This window comes from Brevibacillus centrosporus, from assembly GCF_003710815.1.
GTDB lineage: Bacteria > Bacillota > Bacilli > Brevibacillales > Brevibacillaceae > Brevibacillus > Brevibacillus centrosporus.
Genome location: NZ_RHHP01000005.1, coordinates 101,934 through 123,780, shown reverse-complemented (window position 1 = coordinate 123,780; position 21,847 = coordinate 101,934). Strand labels below are relative to the sequence as shown.

Genomic DNA, 21,847 nt, shown 5'->3' with positions numbered 1-21,847 from the left:
TTTTCTGACTTGAACTTTGAGGCTTTTCGGTGGCCTTTCTGGTCTCGGTTGCTTGGGGCTCACTTTAAACTTTTCCAACCCCAAAGCATTGCCACGAGACGTAACAGAAGCCGCTATCCGTTTGCTGGTTGCTCTGCTGATGCTGAATGTACTCTTTACTTCGCTTGCCTTAATGATGTACGAATTACGTACCTCTTTGGCAGCGTTCGTTTTCAAGTTATCCGCAGCTCGATTGATTGCACGATAGAGGACGACTGGTGTTTTTTTTCGGTACTCACCAAGCCTCTGTTCTACTTCCTGCAGCTTGCTAGCATCCAGCGTTATCATGAACCGTTCGCTCGCAATGCAATGGTATAGGAAACATCGTCTTCTTGGACGACTGCAACCCGGTACTGTTTCCCATCCATGATAAGCCAGCTATCAACTGCAGGGCGCTGAGGGAAATCCTCGCGTTTGGCGTAGAACAGGATTTCTGCGTCATGGATTCCATCGTCCGGGTTAGCAGTATTCGCTTTACGATGAAGTAATTCATGGTTGTCGATAACAATGACCATCTGCCTGTTTTCGATGAGATGTGTCTCACCGAACTCATTGGGGTTAAAAAAAACAGCCGCGTCAATCGCTAGCTGATCCTTGAAATTCATATTTATCCCCTCTACTCAGATGGAGTTTTGTCTTTGCTTCGTGGTGTCTTTTCCGTCGCTTCGATCACTTCGAGTCCAACCAGTCGTTCAGCCTCTTCTTTTTTTAGAGTGGGCAATTCTTCGCCCATTTTGTAATCCTTGCCGTTATGGCGTACTGTACCCTTTGTAACGATGAATGCCATTACTGTATGCCTCCTTTTATAGCACCTTTGCTACAGCCCACCCGTTCACATCTGCAGGAATCGGGAACGGCCTTGAGAGCATTTGCAGATAGCGTGCAGCTGGCTCTTTTGTGGTCCAAGACTGCGGCGTGATGCGGGCCTTGACATACTGGAATGCCCCGTTGTCACCCATGATCAGATTGGCACCGTATGCAAACTCAAATGGCTTTCCATCAGGTAGCATCGCCAAAGTTCCCGCAGGAACAACATCGGTTTCAATTCCATTGTCGTTTGTATAGCTAGCAATCAGGCTGTAAATATGCAAATCAACTTGCTGCAGGTATCCGTGATATGTCACGCCGTCCGGCAATAGTTCTTGATTGAGATTTCCAGCCATAATAACAGCGCTATTGTTGATCTTTGCAAGCTCCAACACTTTAGGGTGGGACATGATTCGTTTGCCCACTTCGTAAGTAGTGAGGATTTTACGTGGCGTTCGTCCGCTTTTTTGCATAACATCCCGCTTGATATTTGCGAGTGTATCCAGAATGTCCGCTGCATCGTTAGAAAAAAGGTCGGTACCAGACAAGGTATAGGTGTTTTCAAAGTCATAGTCCAATTCTTGACTGACTCCCTCACCGATTTGAACAACCTTTCCAGTGAACATCAGGCTTGAACCCATTTCTACCATACGCTGTACGATTGAGTCATTGAGCTCAACCAAGTCTTTCGTCAGTAGCTTTTGTGCCCGGACGTCTGGACTTTCAGGGTTGTACAGGCTCTCACCAGCTTGTCGTACCTTCACGTCATTCGTTGTAATGATTCGCATCGGTTTTACCAGCGCTGGTTTGTATTGCTTGGCGGTAAATCCAGTCCGCAAAATAACTTTTCCCGGCAACAACTCGTTTACATAGGGAGCAATAGGTTTGTGTCCTTTTTTGGTTTGGATTTCGATCTCTTCTTTTTCGAAAATTTCTCCTTCTGTAAAGAATTGATCAAGAATGTACGTGCTTGGTTTTGGGAATGCCTCAACCACGCGGAACAAGTAGGGGAACGAGTAAATATCTCTTGCCATTGTGTAGGTCCTCCTTATTTTACAACTCGTTTTGTAATAATGCCGATCTTACGCAGCGCTGTTTCATGCGTCGCAATGGTATCAGCGCCGCCAAACTTGAGCGCCGCGCGATTGAATTCTCCATCTGTGTAAGCCACAGCGCGCACATCTTTGGACGTAGCGTCTACTTCGACGTCAGCCAAGATTGCATATGGTTCCTCTGAACCGTCTGTTTTGGTAGAATCCACAGGAACCATGATAGGTGTACCTGCGTAAAGATCGGACTCACCTAGTTGAGTGGTCTTTCCAAGTACCATACCTCGAGTAATTACCCCGGAACCGGCTTTGACAACGACAGCAATTGCTGTTGGTGGCTTAACTCCACCAGCGAACAAATCATCAAATTTAACACTTTCGTATGTTGGCATTATTGGCGACCTCCTTTTTTATTGATCAGTTCTGTTGCGTACTGAACCATGTTCTCAATTGCAGCAGCTTCATCTGCGGCCTCATTCGTCTCCTGATTTGCTGGTGGCTGCGAGACAACTTCTGTCACTTTGCTATTCTCAGCGTCTGTTTGTCGGTTTTCGCCTTCTTGCTTTACGCGTTCAGCTGAAGCCTTAATAATTTTCATTGCCACATCGCCAGCAGTCTCTCCGTTTGCGATAGCATCTTTTATAAACGGTGCAGCTCCAGGAGCATCGGCCAATTCATTTAGCGCAGAGATTCGGCTGCGTTCAGCAGTAATAGCCTGTGTCATAATTTCGTTGACCAGGTTGGGGTGTTTTTCTTTCAATTCTTTAAAATCCATGGTTTCTGGTTCCTCCTTTGTATTACATTGGTCAGCCGGGATGTTGTCCAGCTCGAGTGAGTTTAAAATCCCACCTTGCTGCAAGATAGCTGACAAGTCCATCCCTTCAAAGGGAATGGCATTGCTGCCGCCTCCAGCCATTGTCTTTGTCGTCATTTTGCCTTTGATCATCGACCCGATCAGAACATCACGGAGTTTATCAACAACTTGCGGCGGAATTTCTCCACTAATACTGTTCGATACGGAGACAAGAGAGTTTTCCTCATCGAACAGAATACCGTCAGCAAACCCCAACTCAACCGCCTGCTGTGCGTTCATCCATGTTGTTTTGTTCATCAGGTCAAGCAATTCATCCATGCTTCTCCCTGTCTTCAATCGGTATGCATTGGTGATTGCAACGTCCGTACCGTGAAGCATGTTCGTGTTGCTGGAATGAGTATTCTTGTCCCCATCCGTCCACGTTGCAGCATTGTGAATCATCATTTGCGCAGTCGGCGACATCATAATCTCATCAGCAGACATTGCCAGGAATGAGGCAGCACTCGCTGCTACACCTGTGATTTTAGCCGTGACCTTTCCAGGGTACTCTTTCAGGATGGTATAACCTTCAGATCCAGCGAATACCGAACCTCCGCCCGAATTGATATAAAGCTCGACATCATCACCACGCGCTTCATCCAACTCTTTTGATATCTTTGAAGCACTGATATAAGGCATATTTAACCAATCATATAACCAAGTGCTTCCATCCCCGATGACTGGGCCGTTCAGCTTAATTTTTTTTGGCATTTTCTTTTTCACCTCCTTCCGAATCATCTTCTGAATCATCTTCCAAATTTCCGTTATCCCGTTGTTGTGGCGTCACGCTGGTATTACTTGAAAGACCTAAATCCGCCAGGCGTGTTTTTTCATATGCTCGCTGCTCAATGTTTTGTTCCCACGATCCACCTGTTAACTCGGCTGTTTCGCGCTCGGCCGTCGAGAAGTTGTTTTCGATGCGTGTAACCGCAGCGTCAACTTCTTTCGTTGGGTCGAGCAAACCTTGGCTTGGTCCATGCCATTCCGCACGCGTGTAGGCATGAAAAATAGCCGGATCATCAAAGATACCCGGCGCGTCAATGCGTCCTTTCGTGACTGCCTCAACAAACCACTCTTCGTAGATAGGCTGGCAAAATGACTTAGCAAGCCAAGACCTACGCATTTTGTACATCTTCCACGCCTCTAACAGAGCTCCACGACTTGCGGAGTACGAAGACGTGAACTGTTTGGTCAAAATCTCAAAGGGTAGTTCCAGTGCCGCAGCAATCTGCCGGAGCAGTGCATTTACGAATCCCACATAGTCAGGATTTGGTCGTGTAGGATTCGCAAACTGGACTTCCTCTCCCGGGTCAAGGTAGACAATTGCCCCGCGCCCCATCTTGACGTTGCTACCACCCGTTCCTGGAATTGGTTCCTGGTACTGGTTGTCAGTTTCAGGTTCCTCCATCCCGTGCATATAGTCGTCATCTTCGGCAGGCGATTTGACAAAAACGGTGTACATGGCTGCGATAACAGCTGCCATCAACTCAGCTTCGGTATATTGGTCAAGTTGCTTGAGGGATTCAATGATTGGAGAAATAATAGGTATCCCCCGGCGCTGCCCCGGCCTCTCAGCCTCAAATAAGTGGATGACATTAAGTCGTCCGGTGAGTTCTCCGTACTTCTCAACCCTCACCCATTCATGCGGTGATACAGCTACTCGGTCGCTTCCGGGGTGCCTGTTGGAAAAATGATAGGCTACCACCATTCCATCAGCATCAACCTCCACCCCGGACTGAATTCGTTCAGGGTTAAGAAGAGCCTTAGGCTCCGGCGTGTCGCAGCGATCTGCTTCAATGAGGTTGATTCGTAAATCATAAACAGAATGTTTGCGTGGCAGCATGGGCATTAAGGCAAAAACATCACCACTCATGAGCGTTGACAAAAATGCGAGCGACTGCAACTCATAGAAATCATTGAGTCCCGCGGCATCACATCTGGTTGTTTCGGCCCACATCGACCACTCCCTGTAGATGCTGTCTCGCAGCCTCTCTTCATCCTTCTTGCTAAGTTTGAGATACTTTGAGTCAAATGCAGGCTTCAGCCTAAGTCCTGTACCAACTATATTTGTGCGCAGTCCTTTGTGCGCAGCAGCTACGATGTCTGAGCCCATGTGCAAATCTCGCGCCCGCGCACGCAAGCGTTCAAGATTATCGTGGATATCCACATCGGCATCACCTACATCCGTTTGCCACATGACCATGGATTTCTTTGTTTGACTGGCACCGTGCCTGCCGTAACCTTTTCCATAACTAGAAAGCAGGTTTTGAACTGCTTCATGCCTGGCTGCCTCTGTTCGTGCAGCTGCTCTACGCTCTGCCCATTCCGGAAATACCATCCCGATAGCACGATCTAGTTTGTTCATAGGTCAAACGGAGTAATGCTGCGCACTTTTGAACGTCGGCGACCTGTCTCCAGTTCGTCGCAAATGCGCCCATAGTATTTTTTCCGCTCCAGCACTGTACTCATATCAGATCTGGTCAATGATTTCCCAGCAAACGTATAGGACTGCGAAGATGCAAGTGCTCTTTCCGCATCCGACCACAGTTTGTACATGGCTCTCGCTTCTTCAAGCGTCATTCTCGGCATTATCCTTTCACCTCCCTTCTAATGAGCTAGATGCTACTCGAAACGCCTTGTTTTCGGCGTTTCTTACCTACCACAGTTCCACCAGGCGTCACCTTCGGACCATTCGGCTGGCGCTCAATTGGTAGCGATAGATTCGGGCGCAGTATTTCGATCACTGCCCGGTTGTATACGGCAAGGTCAAAAGGCTCATTTCGATCACGGATTTTCTTCCATGTCTTGTACTTCCTTCCCCCAATAGTCTGATAAACAGGAGCTTCAGCAGTTAGGCCAAGGAAATACTCTTCGGTGTAACCCTTGTCCTCGCCTGGAAAGTGACAGTAAAGTGGTCCTGGCTCCTGAACGTTGAGACTGTCGAACACTTTAACCTTGCCGTCATCTACGCCAAGCATCCAGAGTACAGCTCCTTCGAGTTGAGTTTTGGATTTTTTGTAGATGAATGGAACTTGTTTGGCTGTTTTCGGGCTGATACCTTGCCCTTTAATGGCGTAAATGTGCCTGTAATTGCGCGCTCGTGTGAACTCATAAACCTCTTTCGTGAAGTGCCCACCTGAGTCAATACAAGCGCCGATAATTCGGTATTCTCTTCCGTTTTCCCCAAGCCATGAACGACAGAGAAACTCGTCAAGTTGCTTCCAGATTTCTGGCTTATCCAAATTACCGTAAATGCGGTGATATTCGATCCCCCATGATTCTTTTCCAGCCCCCCAGCCCCTGACTTCTATCTCAAAACGGTCGTCTTGGGTATCGACTGCCGCTGTGATTACCTTCACTTCGGCTGGTACATCGTAGGCATATGTTTCTCGACGAGCCGCCAGAGTCTTTTCGTTCACACCTTTCTCCTTGGTTTCCCACGGTTCACCCAATACTGTGTTGACAAAAACTTTCAGCTTGTCGATGCCCTCTCTTTTTGCAACCAAAAAAGCCTTCGCAACCTCGCGCCAATCTGACCACGGGCTGGAAAGCTGATTGATATGAAAACCACGTCGGCTCGAATGTTGTTTACGGGGTATCCACTTTCCCTCGCCACGTTTCCATTCCTTCTCTGAGCCAAGCATTCCACAGTATGCGCAACGGTGATCGGCTTTTGTGACGACAATCTCTCCACTCTCTGAAACATAGTGCTCGTAGACGATCCCGTTCTTAAACCGTAGTGGTTGCAGCTCCCCGCAGTGGGGACACGGTAAACACCACTGCTCCATTGTGCTATCCTCATACAGTTGATAGATCCGTGAGGTTTCTTTTTCAACCGGAGTTGAAACAAAAAGATGCCTGCGCTTGTGGCGGAATGTTTTGGTACGGGCAATGGCAAGAGAGATGGGATCGCCCTCTTTACCTGACGATATGGGAAACCTGTCCACTTCGTCACATAGGACAATTTGTACAGGTCTGGATGACAATCCAGCTGGGGCGTTCGCCCCTACGATCGTTACATACCCGCCAGGGAATGACTTTTCTTCAATCGTGTTACTGCTGTCTCGGGATTTAGCAACCCCGATCTTATTACGTAGCACATCGCTGCTGTTAATCATAGGTGTAAGCCTTTTTTTTGAGTATGCCTGGATCAAATCTTCATTGGGCAAAACGTGCATGATCGGGCATGGCTCTTGATCGATGTACGATCCTGTTACGTTCAAAAGGAATTCCGTTTTTCCGACCTGGGCAGATGCCATAATCGCGACTTCTTCCCAGTTCTCAATTGAGTCCATGATTTCACGCTGGTAAGGCGCCCGGTCGGTCCGCCATGGGCCTGCCTCTGCGCTGCTTTCTGTGGTCAAAACACGATTCATGTCAGCCCATTCGGAGACGGTAAGCCGCCTTTTCGGCTCCCATTGCTTATTTGCCCGGACAAATAGGTCAATCGTCTTGTGGACTACCATGATCTATTTCGCCCCCAATCTTATCTGGGGTATACTTCGCCATAGCAGACAGCGCGGTTTCAATCTCCCGCTGGACGATCGCCTCTACAACCTCGGCCGATTCGTTTTCACACTCTGTTGCAATTCGGCTCGGAACCCCAAGCAGCCTTGACTTTGTTGTCAGGATAAGATCAGACAGCAACCGCTCAACGTCCGCAGCTGCGTGGAGGTTTCCTTTCATTTGCTCCAGCTCCAACTCAGCTTTCTCAGCCTTTGTCTTCTCATGCTGAGTTTTAAAATCGATCAGACGCGGCCTCTGCTCTTCTTCTTTTCCGCCGGAAACATGCTCACAGTACGCCTGAATTGCTTCCCCCAGACTGTACTTGCCTCTGCTTACCTGTTTCAGTACTTTTTCTCTCGTTAATTGGCGTATCCATTGGGGAGTCTTCCCTACAATCGCCGCCAATTCTGACGTCAGTATTTCTTTATCTTGTAACTTCTCTGGTTTCGCCTTTGGTCTCGCCAATTTTCCCACCTCACTTTCTTTTTAAGCATGTATTTTAGTGGTACCGATTTTCAGGTCATCAGATGAAGTCAAAATTAAAAAATGTCATCTCAGGTGATCGGGTTAAGCAAAAGCGAAAGTAAATTTTTTCAAAAAAATCTAGCGCAATTTCGGGCTCACGCGCACCCGCAGGCTTTTAGGTCTCTAGGAGGACCCGTGAATCAACAGAATGAGTGCTTTGCAGTTGCTGGGTACTCGTATATACCCTCGCCTTAAACGTTGTTTAAATCGTGATTAGTTAACAGCGTCTTGAGTCTTAGAATCAATGCCCGCCTTAGACATGACCTCCTTCACATCAGTTCCTGTTACTTCGATGACGTCCACATTGCCACTCATTTGAATGAACTGTTGATCGCGTCCATGAGTCATAAAGAACGATACGCCATCCTCATTCTTGGTAGGCTGGAATCCTTTGACGTGATAGCTGGTAATCGCCTTGCCTTGATCGTTGTACTTCACGACAAGAAACTCTCTACTTGTTCCACACCCCGATAGGATCAGCACCAGTAGCAAAAAGAGTAGTATGGATTTGTTCATGCTATATCCTCTCCACCTTCACATCAGGTCCGAAGCTGTACACCAATGGACTGCTTCTCATGGCATTGGCTTCTGCTTGTACCAATGCCAATAGCGCGGTCGACTTAGCCTGCATTAACGTACAGAACATCTTTTCATCTTCGATACCATTACCTGTGTTCGATACCTCTTTGATGCTCAGATTGATTTCTTCAAGATGACTTACAATCTGCTCTACCGGATTATTCATAGCGCCTCATTCCTCCCACTCCTCTATCAAATAAAAAAATCACTCTACTACGAGTGACAGTGTCGCGAGTATATTTCTTTAATCTTTTCTTTAATCTTTTCTTTAGGCATCGCGCTCTAATGAAGGAAAAAGTTTGACTGTCCGCGGATTAGAGTACAGTACTGTCCTCTACGTAGAGTACAGAACTGTCCGCGGATTAGAGTACAGTCGCGACTATCCTCTAATTAGAGTACAGTGGGCTTTGAAGCCTTGATACATAAGGCTTTTATACGGTGACTGTCCGCTAATTAGAGTACAGTCGTTTTTTTCGTAGAGGATAAATCTCAATCATGTTGAAATTTGTAAAATAAAGGAGGTGAGTCAATATGCCAGATAAACTTAAACCCGGACAACCAGCACCTGAATCGGGACAATACAAAGTAGTCGGTCCTAGAGGAGGAGACAAAGGACGAGAGGTAACCTCAACTAAAGATAAACCCCTACCTCCGACCCAAAATCCAGGAGAACGATACATCCTCGCTGATAAAACAAAGCACAAAGGTGATAAGTAACATTTTCTTTGAGAACCACCCTGGCCGGTGGTTCTTTTTTTGCAAAAGAAAAAGCACCGCGTGGGTGCTTATCTCAGACTGCCTCCTGATTCGATCAAATCAATACCATATGCAGTGATTTTGGCTTGATATGCAGCCCTGTGTAGAATTTTACCTTCAATCAGATTCTTGTCATCAAGGTATTGTATAGCTGTTACGAGCTCGTTATCGGTTTTACCTTCTTTTTCGGTGTTAATTGAAGCAGCGCGACCGCCGTTTTGGAAATGGTAGTCGTACAATTCTTTTAACAAGTCAAGTCTAGCTTGGTTTCTTTGTTCAGGCGTCATGGTTCCACCTCCTTTCACCTACATAATTCGGCAAAAGGAAGTCTTTTCCTGTTACTTTTTGATTAACCTCACTTACTTCGGCGTGAGGCAGCCGCCGTGATCCACTCCTTTGGCCGCTACGGTCGCGGCTGGCCCAGGTAGTCGGGTATGAGCTGCTGCAAGTGTGCGTCGGTCCAAGCAGCAACCAGGAGTGGAGTATTCGTTATCCTATTTTCGGGGGCACCTCTAACCCTCTACTCGTGCCCATGGCTTCGCTTCCCCGGTTTGCTGGCCCGATCGCGAGCGTTCCCTGCTCTCTGCCGTAAAGACGGCACAGACTCACTCGGACTAGGCGCCACTATAACGCCATCATCGTCCACTTCTCGATTAAAGGTCTATAGAAAACATAAAAGCCACCCGAAGGCGGCTCTCGAATCATTTTCTATGCTATAACTATACACCGGGAAAAGTGTCTTGTTCTGTGTAGAGCCTTTGAAATCTCCGCAAATAATCCTAGGCATTTTACTTATTTGGGCGTTGAACACTAGAGACATTTGAAGGAGGTTTTTGAGAACCACCGCCCTGTGCTGCGGGCTGGTGCCCTCTTTGCTCAGATCCACTGGGTTGATGCCCATAGTTCGTACTAGGCTTGTATCCTTCATTCAAGACCTTTCTTTCACTCATTTTGATTCACCCCCTTAGAGTAGTGCTTGATTTCATCCAGCTGCACAAATTCAATATGAGCTATTTGATCTCCAGGGATCCACATGCCTGCTGAACGTTCGACTGGGACCCACTCTCCCGATTCAGATGGGACATAGATTTTCTCAATGAAGATGTCTTTTTCGGTGGGAACGGACGAAGCAAAGGAATTAGCCGAATACCTACCATAGATAACCCCGCCGTCTTTAAGTGTCACTATCAGCCAAGACGGCTTATCCATAATATAATCCCAAGCAGTAGGAATCGGATGAATGGTATCAATTTTCAGCTTAGCTTGTATCTTCCTGAACCACTCTTTTCTTGTAGCAAAACCTATCACTCCCCCAATAACGAATGGCGAGATGATTAGGATTGCTATAATAACGAAGGACCACCTATAGGGATGATCAATCCAATAGGTTTCTTTAGTCAAACGGTAAATAAGAGGCCACCAGATAACAAAGTTTACACAACTAAAAAAGAGAAATCTTAGAAATGCGGGTTGATAAACCTTGTCCCGTTGCGGTACGAAAATTCCATATGCGAAGCTCATTGAGAAGCCGGGAATAACCAGCAATATTGTATAAAGGGCCATTTCGAAATTGCTTATTGTCATCAGATCTCCTCCAAGGAGAGTATACAACAAAGAGTGATTTGATGCTATTTTTGATGTTAAAATACCAGTTGCATTCGGTTTTGTTCGGTTACAAGCGGTGGTTGGCGGCTCACCATATGTGCAGAAGGTCAACAGTATCAAAGGATTGCGGTCGGCATCAGTTTTCAAAAGTGGTAAGCGGTTTTATTGTACTTTTACTATTGAAGGGTAGCGACCAAACCAAGCCGTTGTTAACGAATCGCGAAAGAGAAGTGTTTGAACTCTTGGTCCAAGATAAGACAACCAAAGAGATTGCCGGACAACTCTTCATCAGTGAAAAGACTGTACGCAATCACATTAGCAATGTTATGCAAAAATTAGGTGTAAAAGGTCGATCTCAAGCAGTAGTCGAACTCGTTCGACTTGGTGAACTAGAGATTTGAGCCCAGTCCACCCAGCCTCCCTTTTCTTCCCTAGGTCGGAAGGGAGGGTTTTTTATTTCTGCGGAATGTTTTCATGAAGTGCTGCATCCTTTTGCGTTGGTCTCCTTTTCATGGTCATTGTTACAAAACGCTCCTCCACAAAAAAAGCTCCGGATCCGTGAAAGATCCCGAGCTTTTTGTCCTTACCATCTTAGATAAACGGCGTCCGATGATACGTCTGCTCGAACTTTTCCCGCAGTCCTTTTGCCAGCAAGGTAAAAGAACCGATCGCCCAGACGAACGCCACCAGCGGCGTGAGAAAAATCCAGGTGTAGTTGCTGTATACAAATCCGCGATACGACCCGAGCAGCCCTGCCCATTCATGGGTGATGGAGTGGTACAGCACCGGATCCATCGTCATTTTTGTACCGCCAACGAAGAGATCAAACATTCCTAAGAGTCCCATTAAGGTCATGATCGCCACCATTTCCGTGACGAGGATGATGATGAGCTGCTCTTTTAGATGTGGAACGATATGGCGGAAAATGATTTGCTCCCTGCCCGCTCCCAAGGATGTCGCCGCCAAGACGTACTGCGTCTCCTTGATTTGCTCGGTTTTTTGCCGGATAGAGGAGGCTACGCTCGGCGCTCCCAAAACAGCCACGACTCCAATAAAAAGAGCTACCAGCGTTGACGTCGGCATCAGCGGGTTGATGCTGACGCCTTTGAGCAGGAAATAGACGGGGATGAAGATCGGCATGTAGCTCCAGGCATTTTCAATCGCCAGCCACCAGCGCTGCGGCTTGTCCTGGACACCGATGTACAATCCGATCCCCATGCCGATCACCAAGCGGACTAAAGCTATCGCCAGTGTAACAAATACCGTATAAGGAGCCCCGTGCAGGAGCAGCGTCAGCATGTCGTAGCCCCACTTGTCCGTCCCGAAAGCATGTTCATCTGACGGGGGCAGCGGTGGCGAAATGATGACCGTCTTGCCGCCTACCACTTCATTGCGCAGCTTTTCCTGAAAGTCCAGTTCATAGGGAGCCACGTAAGGCCCGATCACTCCGACAATGAGCAGGAGCAGCACCAGGAAAGCCCCAATCCATAGCGACCAATTCATTCGTTTCTGCATAGAAAAACCTCACTCATGACAATAAGAGTACCGCCTACTTGTAAACGACCGCGCGTTCGAACAGGTACAAGATCACGCGGATCAGGAGATAGACGAGAATGGACAAAAAGATGATGCCTAATAGCCCCATAACAGCTGCGTTAAATTGATACGCTCCGCTTTTGCTGAAAATGAACCGCGTCAGCCCTACTACATTGAGCAGGTATTCGACGATAAACAGGTTGGCTACAGTAATGGCGATTGTTTTTTTCAAGTCAGCCAAGAGAAAGGGCTTAATATTCTTGTACACGTGGTGAATGAGGACATGCCAGACTCCCATCCCTTTTGCCAAGGCCGTCTTGATGTAGTCCTCTCCGCCGATCTGGGTATATTTCAAGCTGATGACTTTCATGAGAAAAATCGTAGGACCAATCGCAAGGAGAGTCATCGGGAACCAGCTGTTGGCAGAATCGCTCGTAGGAGATAAAGTAATAATCCGTATGTTGGTCATCTTGTAAAATCCAATCGCTGCTAGAATCGACACCAAAATCAGAATAAAGTCCGGAATCGTCGCGAACAGATTCATTCCCTTTTGAAGGTGCCGCACGATGCGAAAACGCTGCAAAAACAATCCAAACACGAGACTTGCGACTACGGCGATCAAAACACTGGAAAAGAGCAGTTCAAACGTACTGATGGCGAACGGCACGATGTCCTCGGCTATGCTTCTCTCATTTTCCCCCAAATAATAGGTTCCCAGAGAGCCCCCAGCGATTTGCTGGATCAGATACACCGTGTGCACCACAACATTTTCAGGTGCAAACACAATCTCTTCTTTTACCGTATACAACATGAACGGCCCGCCACAGACGGCAATGACCAGGAAGAACATTCCCAGCAGTTGTTTCACATATGACAAGCATTCATACCCCCTTGCTAATCCAACAATACACTATCTAAAAAAAATCATCCAGACAATCAAAAATATTTTATGTTTTTTTATATTTCAGATAATGAGGCGGGAAAATAGTCAAGAAAAATCCCCTTTCTCCCCAAATAGAAGACTTCTCGAGAGGAAAAGGGGAGGTAGCCTATCCGCGAAATCAACGAATTACGTAAAAAGCTGTCTGTCTTTTTGCCAGGTAGTGCAGCTTGTTGTGGATATAGGAAACGGGCTCTTCCATATAGAGCGAGATTTCCTGATCCCATTCCGGAATGTACTGCCGGATGTTGAACTCCATTGCGTAGCACGTGTTGTTTTGCAGCGCCAAGTCCCCTCGTACCGGTATCTCTTCCTGTCTGTCGTACATCCCGATCAAGGGACCAGCCGCATGACAATGATTGCCGATCGGGTGAGAATAAATCATCGGCTGTATGCCTTCCGCTTTTGCTTGCAGCATGCTCGCAGTGAAAATCTCGTTGCCTGTGCGGCCTTCCACGAAATGTTCTGCCAGGATGTCCTCAAACCGAATGGCTGTACGCATCGCTGCCTGCAAGCCCTCTGGCACTTCCCTCTCACCCGCACGCAGTACGTAAGCCAGCTGCTGTGTGTCAGTCGCAAGCCCCAGATAATGAATGCCAAAATCGATATGCACGATATCCCCTGGTACGATGATGACCTCTTCCAAGCGATCACCGCCTTTTCTCACGACATCCACCGTTGGGTAAAAGGATGTGAGAATCCCCAAATCGCTGACCCGCTGCCGGATCCAGTCCACTACATCGTTCGTTGTCGTAATTCCGGGGTGTATCACTTTATTCGAGAGAGCTTCTTGTGCGAGGCATCTTGCTGTTTCTGCGATCGTCGGATAAGCGATCAGCTCTTCCTCACTCCGGATCTGCAGCCAGTCGAGTGCAACGCTCTGTGCACTGACTACGTTGGCCGCAAACTTACTGCCTACTGCGTCGATCAGCTTCTCATAGAAAGTATGAGTAAGTCCATCGCAAAAGCTGTAATGGCTGGATGTATTCACACCGATCTGTCTCGGGCTTCTCTCCCGAATGATTCGCCCAAGGCACTCCCACTGATCCTCTGGCCCAGGCTTCCATACCCGCTCGTAATAGGGAGCGAAGGCAGGATTGGCATGAAGGACATACCGGCTCACAGTCTTGTCCTGATTTAAAAAGAAAGCAAAAATCGTCAGTCGGCGCGAGCTGTCAACAGCCGCAGGGAACAAGGTTTCCATGATAGGGTCCTCATGGTATTCCCTGCCGATGATGACCCATAAGTCCAACTGATGCTTGTCCATGATTGCAGGCAGGAGCCTCTCCAGTCTGTGTTTGAGCCACCGATCCTTTGTCCGTCCACGCTCTTTTAAGGAAAGGATTGTACCGCAAAAATCAAAATCTTCCACTGTTACATCCCCCTCATCCAGATGCCTTTCTTCATTTTCTAACGATTTATGAGTATCACGATAAAGCATAAGAAAGAGGGTCGTCAATCATTCGAAGCCAAGCTTTGCGGTGGAGCCTTAGTTGCACTTATACTGGATAAGAACCTTATAAATTCTTACTGCATAAAAAATAGACGGTCTCAGCCGTCTCTTAGTCTATTACCACCATCTGAATTTCCATCCGTCCCATATCATGAAGATCCAAAGGTGCGGATAAAGCTGTCCCCGATATTCCTTGTATATCATCCTGAAACAAGAAAAGCGGCGGGGTAATATCAACGGTTACTCCTCGATTGGAGAGGATTGTACTCGCATTTCCTGAAATCATATTGCTCAATTCGGATATGGCACTTTTGCTCATCTCATCCATTTCCTGAATAGGGAAGCCACCCATCATGGCAGACACAATGCGCAAAGCCAATTCTTCCTGCAGTCCGAAAAAGACTGTTCCTTGCAGCTGACCCGTCATTCCGATCCGTATCCAGGTATGATTCTCCGGATAAATCCACTCCTTTTCAGCCATTTCCCCACGAGATATGCCTACATTGCAAACTTGCTGAATCACGGACGTTGCAGATTCTAGGAATGGATCCAAAAAGTCATGGTCTTTCATTTAAGCAATCTTCCTTTCCCGGGCAATTGTCTTTCTATAAGCCTTATCATAATGTCGATTTTTGGCAGAAGCAAGCCATTCAACAAAACTTTATAGGAATTTGGTCCCTCCAGCATGGAATGCTCGGAAAAAGCTCCTCTACTTTGGCCTCATGCAGACTAGTAAAAATGTAGGAGCATGTTCGCAAATCCAGTACCTCTACCCCAACTTCGTGACTGCTCAACTGCCACATCGGCAGGCGAAGCCGCTTAAACATAAATACGGTATCCCCAAACGCCAGGCACTCCTGAATGCAACGTTCTGGAGGATAGCTTTCATCGTCTTCCAGCAAATGGATCGGCTCAAGCCCAAATTGCTGAATCAAATGCAGGCGATCCAACATTTGTTCTTCTATTTTGGCATTCACCGTTCTTCTGGGAGAAAGCAACGGATACTCCCTACTCACATATTCCCATTTTATCCCGTGGTAAAACATACTTTTTCCTCCAAAAATGAAAACACCCAGGTATAGCAGGAACATACGCTACCCCGGGCGCCTCCTTACCGCTTTTTGCCTTGCACCAGTACTTCCGCTCGGGCTTCGCGACCCAGAGCATCTTTTGCTTGAAGAGAAAGCTTGTGTTTGCCGTCGAGAACCTGATCCACGATAATCCGGAATTCGCCCCGATCATTGATGTCTGCTTGCAGCTTTCGATCGCCGTAAGTGCCTGTCAAGGAAACACTGCCCGTCCCTGTCGCTTTCCCATGAATGGCAACGGTATCACCCGACTTTGCTTCTACCTGCTTTTGGGCGATGGATACGGTAGGAGCTGCGCTTGCTCTCGCCTGATACGTAAAACGCTGCTCTCCTTGATTCAAGACAACTGACCCCGCGTTGGCATCTACATATCCGTAAACGACCAAAGCGCTCTGGTTGCCTGCTCCATCCTTCCCTTCTATGAGTATCCGGTTTTCTCCTTGCTTGAGTGCCAGTGTCTGCGCCACATTCTTTTGGACTGGCTTTTCCAGTTGATCTTCCTCAAAGCTTGAGATGATTTGCCCATTCAGACTGACCTGACCTTTGTAGGTTTGATCCCGGTACATGAAGCGGATCGGTATCATGACCTGCTTGGCATTGGCATCGAAAACGACATCCTCTGTCCCGTCATTCTGGAATTGCAGCAGTGGGGCTGTCGTGTCCACGATCACTCTTTGCGTAAACTGACGTGTGTTGCCGTACATATCCTGTACGCTGTAGGCCACGTAATTTAGTCCTTCCGGCAAGTGCAGGATGGTCTCAAATGCGCCATCTGCCTCCACCTTCACGGGCGCTTTGTTGATCGAGAGACGAACACGATCGAGCATATCTTCATTGGTTACCTTTCCGCGAATCGCTACATCTGCCTGCTTTGATATTTTCACGTAGGCAAACAAATCATCCGGGAACTCTACAAATGGCGGTATGGTATCGCTTTTTCCATTGATATCCACGACACTCACATTACCGGCAAAATCGTAGGCTACCACGCTCATTCGCTTATCCGGCTGATTGACAATCGTACTGCTGACACTGCTCGAATACGGGCCACCCGCCTTTTTCCCGTTCACATAGAGCAGATAGCCCTGAACGTCTTTGTCTCGACTGCTCCACTGGACGCGATTCCCTGAGAGCGATGCCGAGATGACTGGCGGCTTGGTGTCCACTCGCACGGGCAGTGTGAGCGTTTGCCAATTGGCATTGCGCGCGTCAATTTTGGCTTTGATGACGAACTGATAGGCACCGTCGGGGACCTTTTCGTAGATTCCTTTTTCCGGTGAAAAGGCTTTGCCATCCCAGCTCCATTCTTCCCGCTCTGTATAGTAGTAGGGTGTTCCCAGCTTGGACTGATCAAATTTGCTGATCCGCTCGACACGGGTCAGCGGACGAACCAGCTTTCCGTTTGCATCTGTGACATCAACGACTACCTGGCGTGCATTTCGCAAAAACGTGATCGAGGGAGCTGCCACATCGTAATGGCCATCCCCGTTTGGAGAAAAGGCGACCTTCGTCGGATCGATTTGTACACTGCCTTCTTCCCCTACCCCTGTCACACCCAGATAATCCCGATACTTCCACTTGTCATTCTGCTTGTCATGGAACCACGTCGTCTTGATTCCAGTCCGCTTTTCCTGACTGCCTGCCTCCCACATCGCTGCATCCATGATCCGCGGCTCATCCCATTTTCCGTAAAACCCGTAATAAGGAACGCGCAGCTTCGGCAGATCCTTGTCGTCAGGCTGAAAGGAAATATAGCCTTCTGCGAATTGATTTCGCGCAGCGCTCTTCGGAATTTGCAGCGTCACCTTTACCTCCGCCTTGCTGCCGGGAGCGACCGTTACCTGCTGTTTGGAAAAGCTCAGCTGTGCGCCGTCCATGGCGGTTTCCGTCAGCAGATTCACGCCATTTCGGCGCATGTCCGTCAGCACCCCAAACTCATCCTGAAGCTGATAAGTAACCGGGTTTTTCCCAAACTTGTTATCCACAAACAAGGAGAACGAAGTCGTCTCTCCCACCTCTCCCAAGGAGACCCCCGCTTTTCCTTTCCGGTCTACAACGATGACAGGTGTTTGGATCGCCTTGGCGATTTGCATCAGACCGGCTCCTTGGACACGCGGACTGTACGGCAGTTTTTTCTGCTGCTTCTCTGCAAAGACAGAAACGGCTTGCTGTGGGTCAATAATGGGCTCCGCCGTGTTCATCGCAGCTGCCTTCAACGTCTCAACCAGCTGGCGTCCGGAAAGTGCACGACCTTGCTTCTGGTAGGCTTCTTTCAGAAGAGCCATGCCCCCCGCGACATGCGGCGTTGCCATGGACGTTCCGCTTTTTACCGCGTACTCCGATTCTCGTACCGTCGATAAAATTCCTCCACCAGGAGCGGAAATCTCTGGCTTGAACTGCAGGTCAGGAGTAGGCCCCCAGGAAGTAAACGCCGATACCGTCCCACCATCCGGATAAGGCATGGGGTTTTGCGCGTACTGACCGTCAAAGCTGATGGTTACCTTTTTGCCCTTTTTCAGTGCCTGAGCTAGCTGTTCGCCCATCTGTTTTAAAATGGACACGGCAGGAACCTGCTTCAAATGCTCCGCACTGATGAGCAGAGGTCCTGGTTCGTTATTGTAAATGACAGCTCCGACTGCACCAGCTTCACTCGCGAGACGAAGCTTCTCATCAAAGGAGATATCTCCGCGCTCCAGAAGCACGACTTTTCCTTTGACAGAGACGTTGTAGTCCTCTCTTTTGCCTTTTCCCATATAAACCAGCGGATACGGCTTCAACAGGGCGGAAACCGGAGTGATTACCGCACCGTTTCCCACGTGTCCATGCAAGTACACAACGCGCGCAAGTCCCGGCACGCCTTGTACCTGGAAGCTGTACCCAGCCAGCGTCGTCGCATTGACGGAGGCTACCGATAATGCGTCTGGCGCAAGTCCTGGCGAGCCGATCATCGCTACATCAGGGTTTGTCTCCCGTACCTTGTCACTCCCGAAATAGGCGTCATTCCCCGCTGCTGCAACGACGATGACACCGTTGTCTACCGCCCGCTTGACCGCGTACTGCTCCGTATTCGCTTCATCCACGTAGCCTGCTGAGGAACCTAGGCTCAGGTTGATTACATCTGCTTTTTTCGTGATCGAATCGTTGATTGCAAACAAAATCGACTCGCTTAGCCCCGGTACTTCTCCTTGATAATTGGAAAAGACCTTTTGGCTCAAAATCTGTGCCTCAGGAGCGACCCCCTTCAGCTTTCCGTTGGCTGCAATAATTCCCGACACATGTACGCCGTGCTGCGATTCACTTACATCCTCGGTCGTCTGATTCCGGTCTGCCCAGTTGAAGCCTCGCAGGACCTTTTGTGTCGAGCCAGATTTTTGCTGGGCCAGACGTTTATCCCGTGGGGCCGGCATGTCTGGATGTGCGGAATTGACCCCCGTATCAATCACAGAGACAAGCATTCCTTCCCCCTTCACCCCTGCCGTCTCCCACGCTTTCGGGGCTTCAATCATGTCCAAGGTTGAATTCGAAGCAGACGATACCTGCTCGCCTAAAAACGAATGACTCATTCGCGACCATTCATCTGCCGATGCCCACTTCTCCTGTTGGATCGCTGCTGACAACGTTCCTGTATATGGCAGCCAGTCGGTTTTGCTTAAATCGTGTATGACCTGATCGTACAAAGCCGTTGAGGCATCTGCAGAATCTGCCTGTACGGACCGGATGTCCCATGCGGTAGGAGGAAGCAAAAGCAACGCCAACCCTAAGCTGATCATCTGTTTTTTCATCGTTTGCCCCCTTTTGGAAAAGCTTCCATTGTCTTTAAGTTTTCACTGGGAACCGCTCAGGTATTCCCTCAAGTGAAAATGTGTAGTTGACAAACCTAAGGGACAAGCATATATTTAATTACATTAACTTTTCTACATGCGAAATATTCACGATAGGAAATGTAGAATAAATGAGGAGCTGAGGCTATGCAACAAGATCTCACATTGGCCATGGAGCGCCTTCAAGAGGCTGTTCGATCCACCATGCGTGTGCTGGGTCCACAGCTGTCCGAGCCTATCTTTGGTCTGACTGGTCCCCAATTTTACATTTTGCATCAGCTTGATCAAAAAGGGAAATGTACGGTCGGTGAGCTGGCAGAATCCATGGCAGTCAAGCCCAGTGCCATCACTGCTATGATTGATCGTTTGGATAAGCATGAATTCGTCGTTCGTGATCGAGATGAAAACGATCGGCGTGTCGTTCATATTCGACTCACGGCATCTGGCATCGAGACACTGAATCAAGTCAAAGCGCACAGGCTGGAAATCCTGCAGCACTACCTGTCTCATCTAAGCCCTGAAGAGCTGGAGAGTCTCATTCATGTCTTTGAAAAGATGGCAAAGGTTGCGCCTCCAGTCAAAAGTGAATAAGTAACCTGTTTGTTTCTGTCCATTCCCTCCGTCCACACAACAAGAAGCGTTTCAACAAGTCTAGGAGTGATCGAAATTGGAAGAACAAATGAAAAATCGAGGACTACTAATAGCAGGTTTACTCGTAGCGATGCTCTTCGCGGCATTGGACGGAACCATCGTCGGTACGGCGATGCCGCGAATCGTAGGTGAACTCGGCGGATTAGGTGTCATGACGTGGTTGACCACTGCGTACATGCTGAGCTCTACAACCGTCGTCCCCATTGCAGGGAAACTGGCCGACCTGCTTGGGCGAAAATCCGTCTACGTGACAGGCTTGATTACTTTCATGGTCGGCTCGATGCTGTGCGGCATGGCCGAAACGATGAACCAGCTGATCTTCTTCCGCGCCCTGCAAGGGATTGGCGGCGGGATCATGATGCCGATGGCCATGATCATCATCGGGGATATTTTCACAGGTCAACAGCGTGCGAAATGGCAGGGCGTGTTTGGTGCCATCTACGGTCTATCCTCCATCGTTGGCCCACAAATCGGTGGATGGATTGTCGATTCCCTGAACTGGCGTTGGGTTTTTTACATCAACCTGCCTGTTGGGATTATCGCCACCATTTTGATTTCCATTGCTTTGAAAAGCTTTAAAGCCACAGGTCCTGTGAAAATAGACATTTGGGGCATGTTTACCATGATCGCCGGTGTCGTCAGCCTGCTATTGGGGCTTACTTTCGGAGGAAAAGATTATCCGTGGGGCTCCTGGCAAATCCTCTCGTTGTTCGGCTCGGCAATCGTCTTTTTGACCATCTTCCTGGTGATCGAATCCAGAGTCAGCGAGCCTATTTTGCCGCTGCGACTCTTTCAAAGCAAGACGTTCTCTTTGCTGTCCGGCATCGGCTTCCTGATGTCCGTCGGTATGTTCGGCGCAATCATGTTTGTCCCTTTGTTTATGCAGGGTGTGATCGGGATTAGCGCCTCCGAATCAGGTACCGTTATGATTCCGATGATGCTGTCGATGATGCTGACCAGTATTTTTGGCGGGCGTCTGGTCCATAAGCTCGGTTTGCGTACCCAGATGCTGATCGGTATGCTGACGATGAGCGCCGGCTTCTGGCTCCTTTCCGGCATGAGTCTGGATACAACGAAGCTGAGTGCAATGTGCTACATGGTAGTGCTCGGTCTTGGCATGGGTCTCGTAATGCCGCTGATCACGATCGCTTTGCAGGAATCGTTCCCCAAATCAGAGCTGGGTGTCGTTACATCCTCCAGCCAGTTCTTCCGCCAGATCGGTGGGACTTTTGGGATGACGATTCTCGGAGCCGTGATGAATGTTCAGTCCAGTGGTCTTTTGCAGACCAAGCTCGTTCCGTTTCTGGAAAAGCTGCCTCCCCAGTCTCATGAAATGGTGCAGCAGATGGAGGGCATGATCGCTACCAATCCACAGGGACTCTACTCGATGATGTACAGCCCTGAGACACTGGCGCAGATCCCCGCCGCTATTGGCGATACACTGCTGCCGATTCTGAAGTCTTCCATGGTGGACTCTCTGCACTACGTCTTCCTGTACGGATTGCTCTTTGTCCTGATCGGTGCGGTCTTGACCTTTTTCCTAGGAAAGATCACGATCAGCAAGCCTGTCAAAGACGAAGAGGATAAAGAAGCGGCAGCCTAAACCAAAACAAAAGCCAGTAGCCCTCAAAAGGCTGCT

23 protein-coding genes and 1 pseudogene are annotated in these 21,847 nt (G+C 48.5%); 4 read left to right on the top strand and 20 right to left on the bottom strand.

Going from position 1 to position 21,847, the window contains the following annotated elements; genetic code table 11:
• The 12 genes and pseudogenes from EDM55_RS30595 to EDM55_RS06880 form a co-directional block, all read right to left on the bottom strand.
• A pseudogene (locus EDM55_RS30595) lies at window positions 1–327 on the bottom strand (phage tail protein); the annotation flags it as partial.
• A complete protein-coding gene (locus EDM55_RS06925; RefSeq protein ID WP_122959929.1) occupies window positions 324–644 on the bottom strand; it encodes a hypothetical protein in 321 nt (106 codons plus the stop codon). The pseudogene EDM55_RS30595 and the gene EDM55_RS06925, both read right to left, overlap by 4 nt.
• Window positions 645–655: 11 nt before the next feature.
• On the bottom strand, window positions 656–826 hold the full coding sequence (locus EDM55_RS30190) for a DUF7210 family protein (RefSeq protein ID WP_170184558.1): 171 nt from the start codon (window positions 824–826) through the stop codon (window positions 656–658).
• Window positions 827–842: 16 nt separating this feature from the next.
• Window positions 843–1,880, bottom strand: a complete 1,038-nt coding sequence (locus EDM55_RS06920; protein ID WP_122959928.1) for a major capsid protein — start codon at window positions 1,878–1,880, stop codon at window positions 843–845.
• Window positions 1,881–1,894: 14 nt separating this feature from the next.
• A complete protein-coding gene (locus EDM55_RS06915; RefSeq protein WP_122959927.1) occupies window positions 1,895–2,287 on the bottom strand; it encodes a head decoration protein in 393 nt (130 codons plus the stop codon).
• Window positions 2,287–3,459: a head maturation protease, ClpP-related gene (locus EDM55_RS06910; protein WP_183191702.1), complete on the bottom strand. Its 1,173-nt coding sequence runs from the start codon at window positions 3,457–3,459 to the stop codon at window positions 2,287–2,289. The genes EDM55_RS06915 and EDM55_RS06910 overlap by 1 nt, the downstream gene beginning before the upstream one ends.
• Window positions 3,443–5,113, bottom strand: a complete 1,671-nt coding sequence (locus EDM55_RS06905; protein ID WP_122959925.1) for a phage portal protein — start codon at window positions 5,111–5,113, stop codon at window positions 3,443–3,445. The genes EDM55_RS06910 and EDM55_RS06905 overlap by 17 nt, the downstream gene beginning before the upstream one ends.
• On the bottom strand, window positions 5,110–5,337 hold the full coding sequence (locus tag EDM55_RS06900) for a DUF6148 family protein (RefSeq protein WP_122959924.1): 228 nt from the start codon (window positions 5,335–5,337) through the stop codon (window positions 5,110–5,112). Before EDM55_RS06900 ends, EDM55_RS06905 begins: the two co-directional genes overlap by 4 nt.
• Window positions 5,338–5,363: 26 nt before the next feature.
• Complete coding sequence (locus EDM55_RS06895) at window positions 5,364–7,214, bottom strand: phage terminase large subunit family protein (protein WP_122959923.1); 1,851 nt, start codon at window positions 7,212–7,214, stop codon at window positions 5,364–5,366.
• Window positions 7,192–7,719 (bottom strand): hypothetical protein, encoded by a 528-nt coding sequence (locus EDM55_RS06890; protein WP_122959922.1) that lies wholly within the window; start codon window positions 7,717–7,719, stop codon window positions 7,192–7,194. Before EDM55_RS06890 ends, EDM55_RS06895 begins: the two co-directional genes overlap by 23 nt.
• Before the next feature lie 273 nt (window positions 7,720–7,992).
• The gene (locus tag EDM55_RS06885) at window positions 7,993–8,295 is read right to left on the bottom strand and encodes a hypothetical protein (RefSeq protein ID WP_122959921.1); all 303 of its coding nucleotides are present in this window, start codon (window positions 8,293–8,295) and stop codon (window positions 7,993–7,995) included.
• A 1-nt stretch (window position 8,296) separates the two neighbouring features.
• A complete protein-coding gene (locus tag EDM55_RS06880) occupies window positions 8,297–8,524 on the bottom strand; it encodes a hypothetical protein (protein ID WP_122959920.1) in 228 nt (75 codons plus the stop codon).
• A gap of 365 nt (window positions 8,525–8,889) precedes the next feature.
• Here EDM55_RS06880 and EDM55_RS06875 point away from each other — a divergent pair, with 365 nt between their 5' ends.
• Window positions 8,890–9,075: a hypothetical protein gene (locus tag EDM55_RS06875; protein ID WP_122959919.1), complete on the top strand. Its 186-nt coding sequence runs from the start codon at window positions 8,890–8,892 to the stop codon at window positions 9,073–9,075.
• Window positions 9,076–9,143: 68 nt separating this feature from the next.
• Here the strand turns inward: EDM55_RS06875 and EDM55_RS06870 are convergent, their stop codons facing one another.
• Window positions 9,144–9,401 (bottom strand): hypothetical protein, encoded by a 258-nt coding sequence (locus tag EDM55_RS06870; protein WP_122959918.1) that lies wholly within the window; start codon window positions 9,399–9,401, stop codon window positions 9,144–9,146.
• A 655-nt stretch (window positions 9,402–10,056) separates the two neighbouring features.
• Window positions 10,057–10,698 carry a DUF6338 family protein gene (locus tag EDM55_RS06860; RefSeq protein WP_122959916.1) on the bottom strand — a complete coding sequence of 214 codons (642 nt, stop codon included), beginning with the start codon at window positions 10,696–10,698 and terminating at the stop codon, window positions 10,057–10,059.
• A gap of 200 nt (window positions 10,699–10,898) precedes the next feature.
• Between EDM55_RS06860 and EDM55_RS06855 the strand changes: the two genes are divergently transcribed.
• A complete protein-coding gene (locus tag EDM55_RS06855) occupies window positions 10,899–11,120 on the top strand; it encodes a helix-turn-helix domain-containing protein (protein WP_003387736.1) in 222 nt (73 codons plus the stop codon).
• 190 nt (window positions 11,121–11,310) lie between these two features.
• Here EDM55_RS06855 and EDM55_RS06850 read toward each other — a convergent pair whose 3' ends face one another.
• The 6 genes from EDM55_RS06850 to EDM55_RS06825 form a co-directional block, all read right to left on the bottom strand.
• Window positions 11,311–12,234: an ABC transporter permease gene (locus EDM55_RS06850; protein ID WP_092274173.1), complete on the bottom strand. Its 924-nt coding sequence runs from the start codon at window positions 12,232–12,234 to the stop codon at window positions 11,311–11,313.
• Window positions 12,235–12,268: 34 nt separating this feature from the next.
• The gene (locus tag EDM55_RS06845) at window positions 12,269–13,132 is read right to left on the bottom strand and encodes an ABC transporter permease subunit (protein WP_307723972.1); all 864 of its coding nucleotides are present in this window, start codon (window positions 13,130–13,132) and stop codon (window positions 12,269–12,271) included.
• A 184-nt stretch (window positions 13,133–13,316) separates the two neighbouring features.
• The gene (locus tag EDM55_RS06840; RefSeq protein ID WP_170184540.1) at window positions 13,317–14,567 is read right to left on the bottom strand and encodes a M24 family metallopeptidase; all 1,251 of its coding nucleotides are present in this window, start codon (window positions 14,565–14,567) and stop codon (window positions 13,317–13,319) included.
• Between the two features lie 190 nt (window positions 14,568–14,757).
• Window positions 14,758–15,219, bottom strand: coding sequence for a chemotaxis protein CheX (locus tag EDM55_RS06835; RefSeq protein WP_092274179.1), 462 nt, complete (start codon window positions 15,217–15,219; stop codon window positions 14,758–14,760).
• Window positions 15,220–15,298: 79 nt separating this feature from the next.
• The gene (locus EDM55_RS06830) at window positions 15,299–15,694 is read right to left on the bottom strand and encodes a hypothetical protein (protein WP_092274359.1); all 396 of its coding nucleotides are present in this window, start codon (window positions 15,692–15,694) and stop codon (window positions 15,299–15,301) included.
• Between the two features lie 65 nt (window positions 15,695–15,759).
• Window positions 15,760–19,518, bottom strand: a complete 3,759-nt coding sequence (locus EDM55_RS06825) for a S8 family serine peptidase (protein ID WP_122959915.1) — start codon at window positions 19,516–19,518, stop codon at window positions 15,760–15,762.
• Between the two features lie 186 nt (window positions 19,519–19,704).
• On the opposite strand from EDM55_RS06825, the gene EDM55_RS06820 reads away from it, so the two are divergent.
• Window positions 19,705–20,148 (top strand): MarR family winged helix-turn-helix transcriptional regulator, encoded by a 444-nt coding sequence (locus EDM55_RS06820; RefSeq protein WP_092274183.1) that lies wholly within the window; start codon window positions 19,705–19,707, stop codon window positions 20,146–20,148.
• Window positions 20,149–20,224: 76 nt separating this feature from the next.
• Window positions 20,225–21,811: an MDR family MFS transporter gene (locus EDM55_RS06815; protein WP_092274186.1), complete on the top strand. Its 1,587-nt coding sequence runs from the start codon at window positions 20,225–20,227 to the stop codon at window positions 21,809–21,811.
• The last annotated feature ends 36 nt before the right edge of the window (window positions 21,812–21,847 follow it).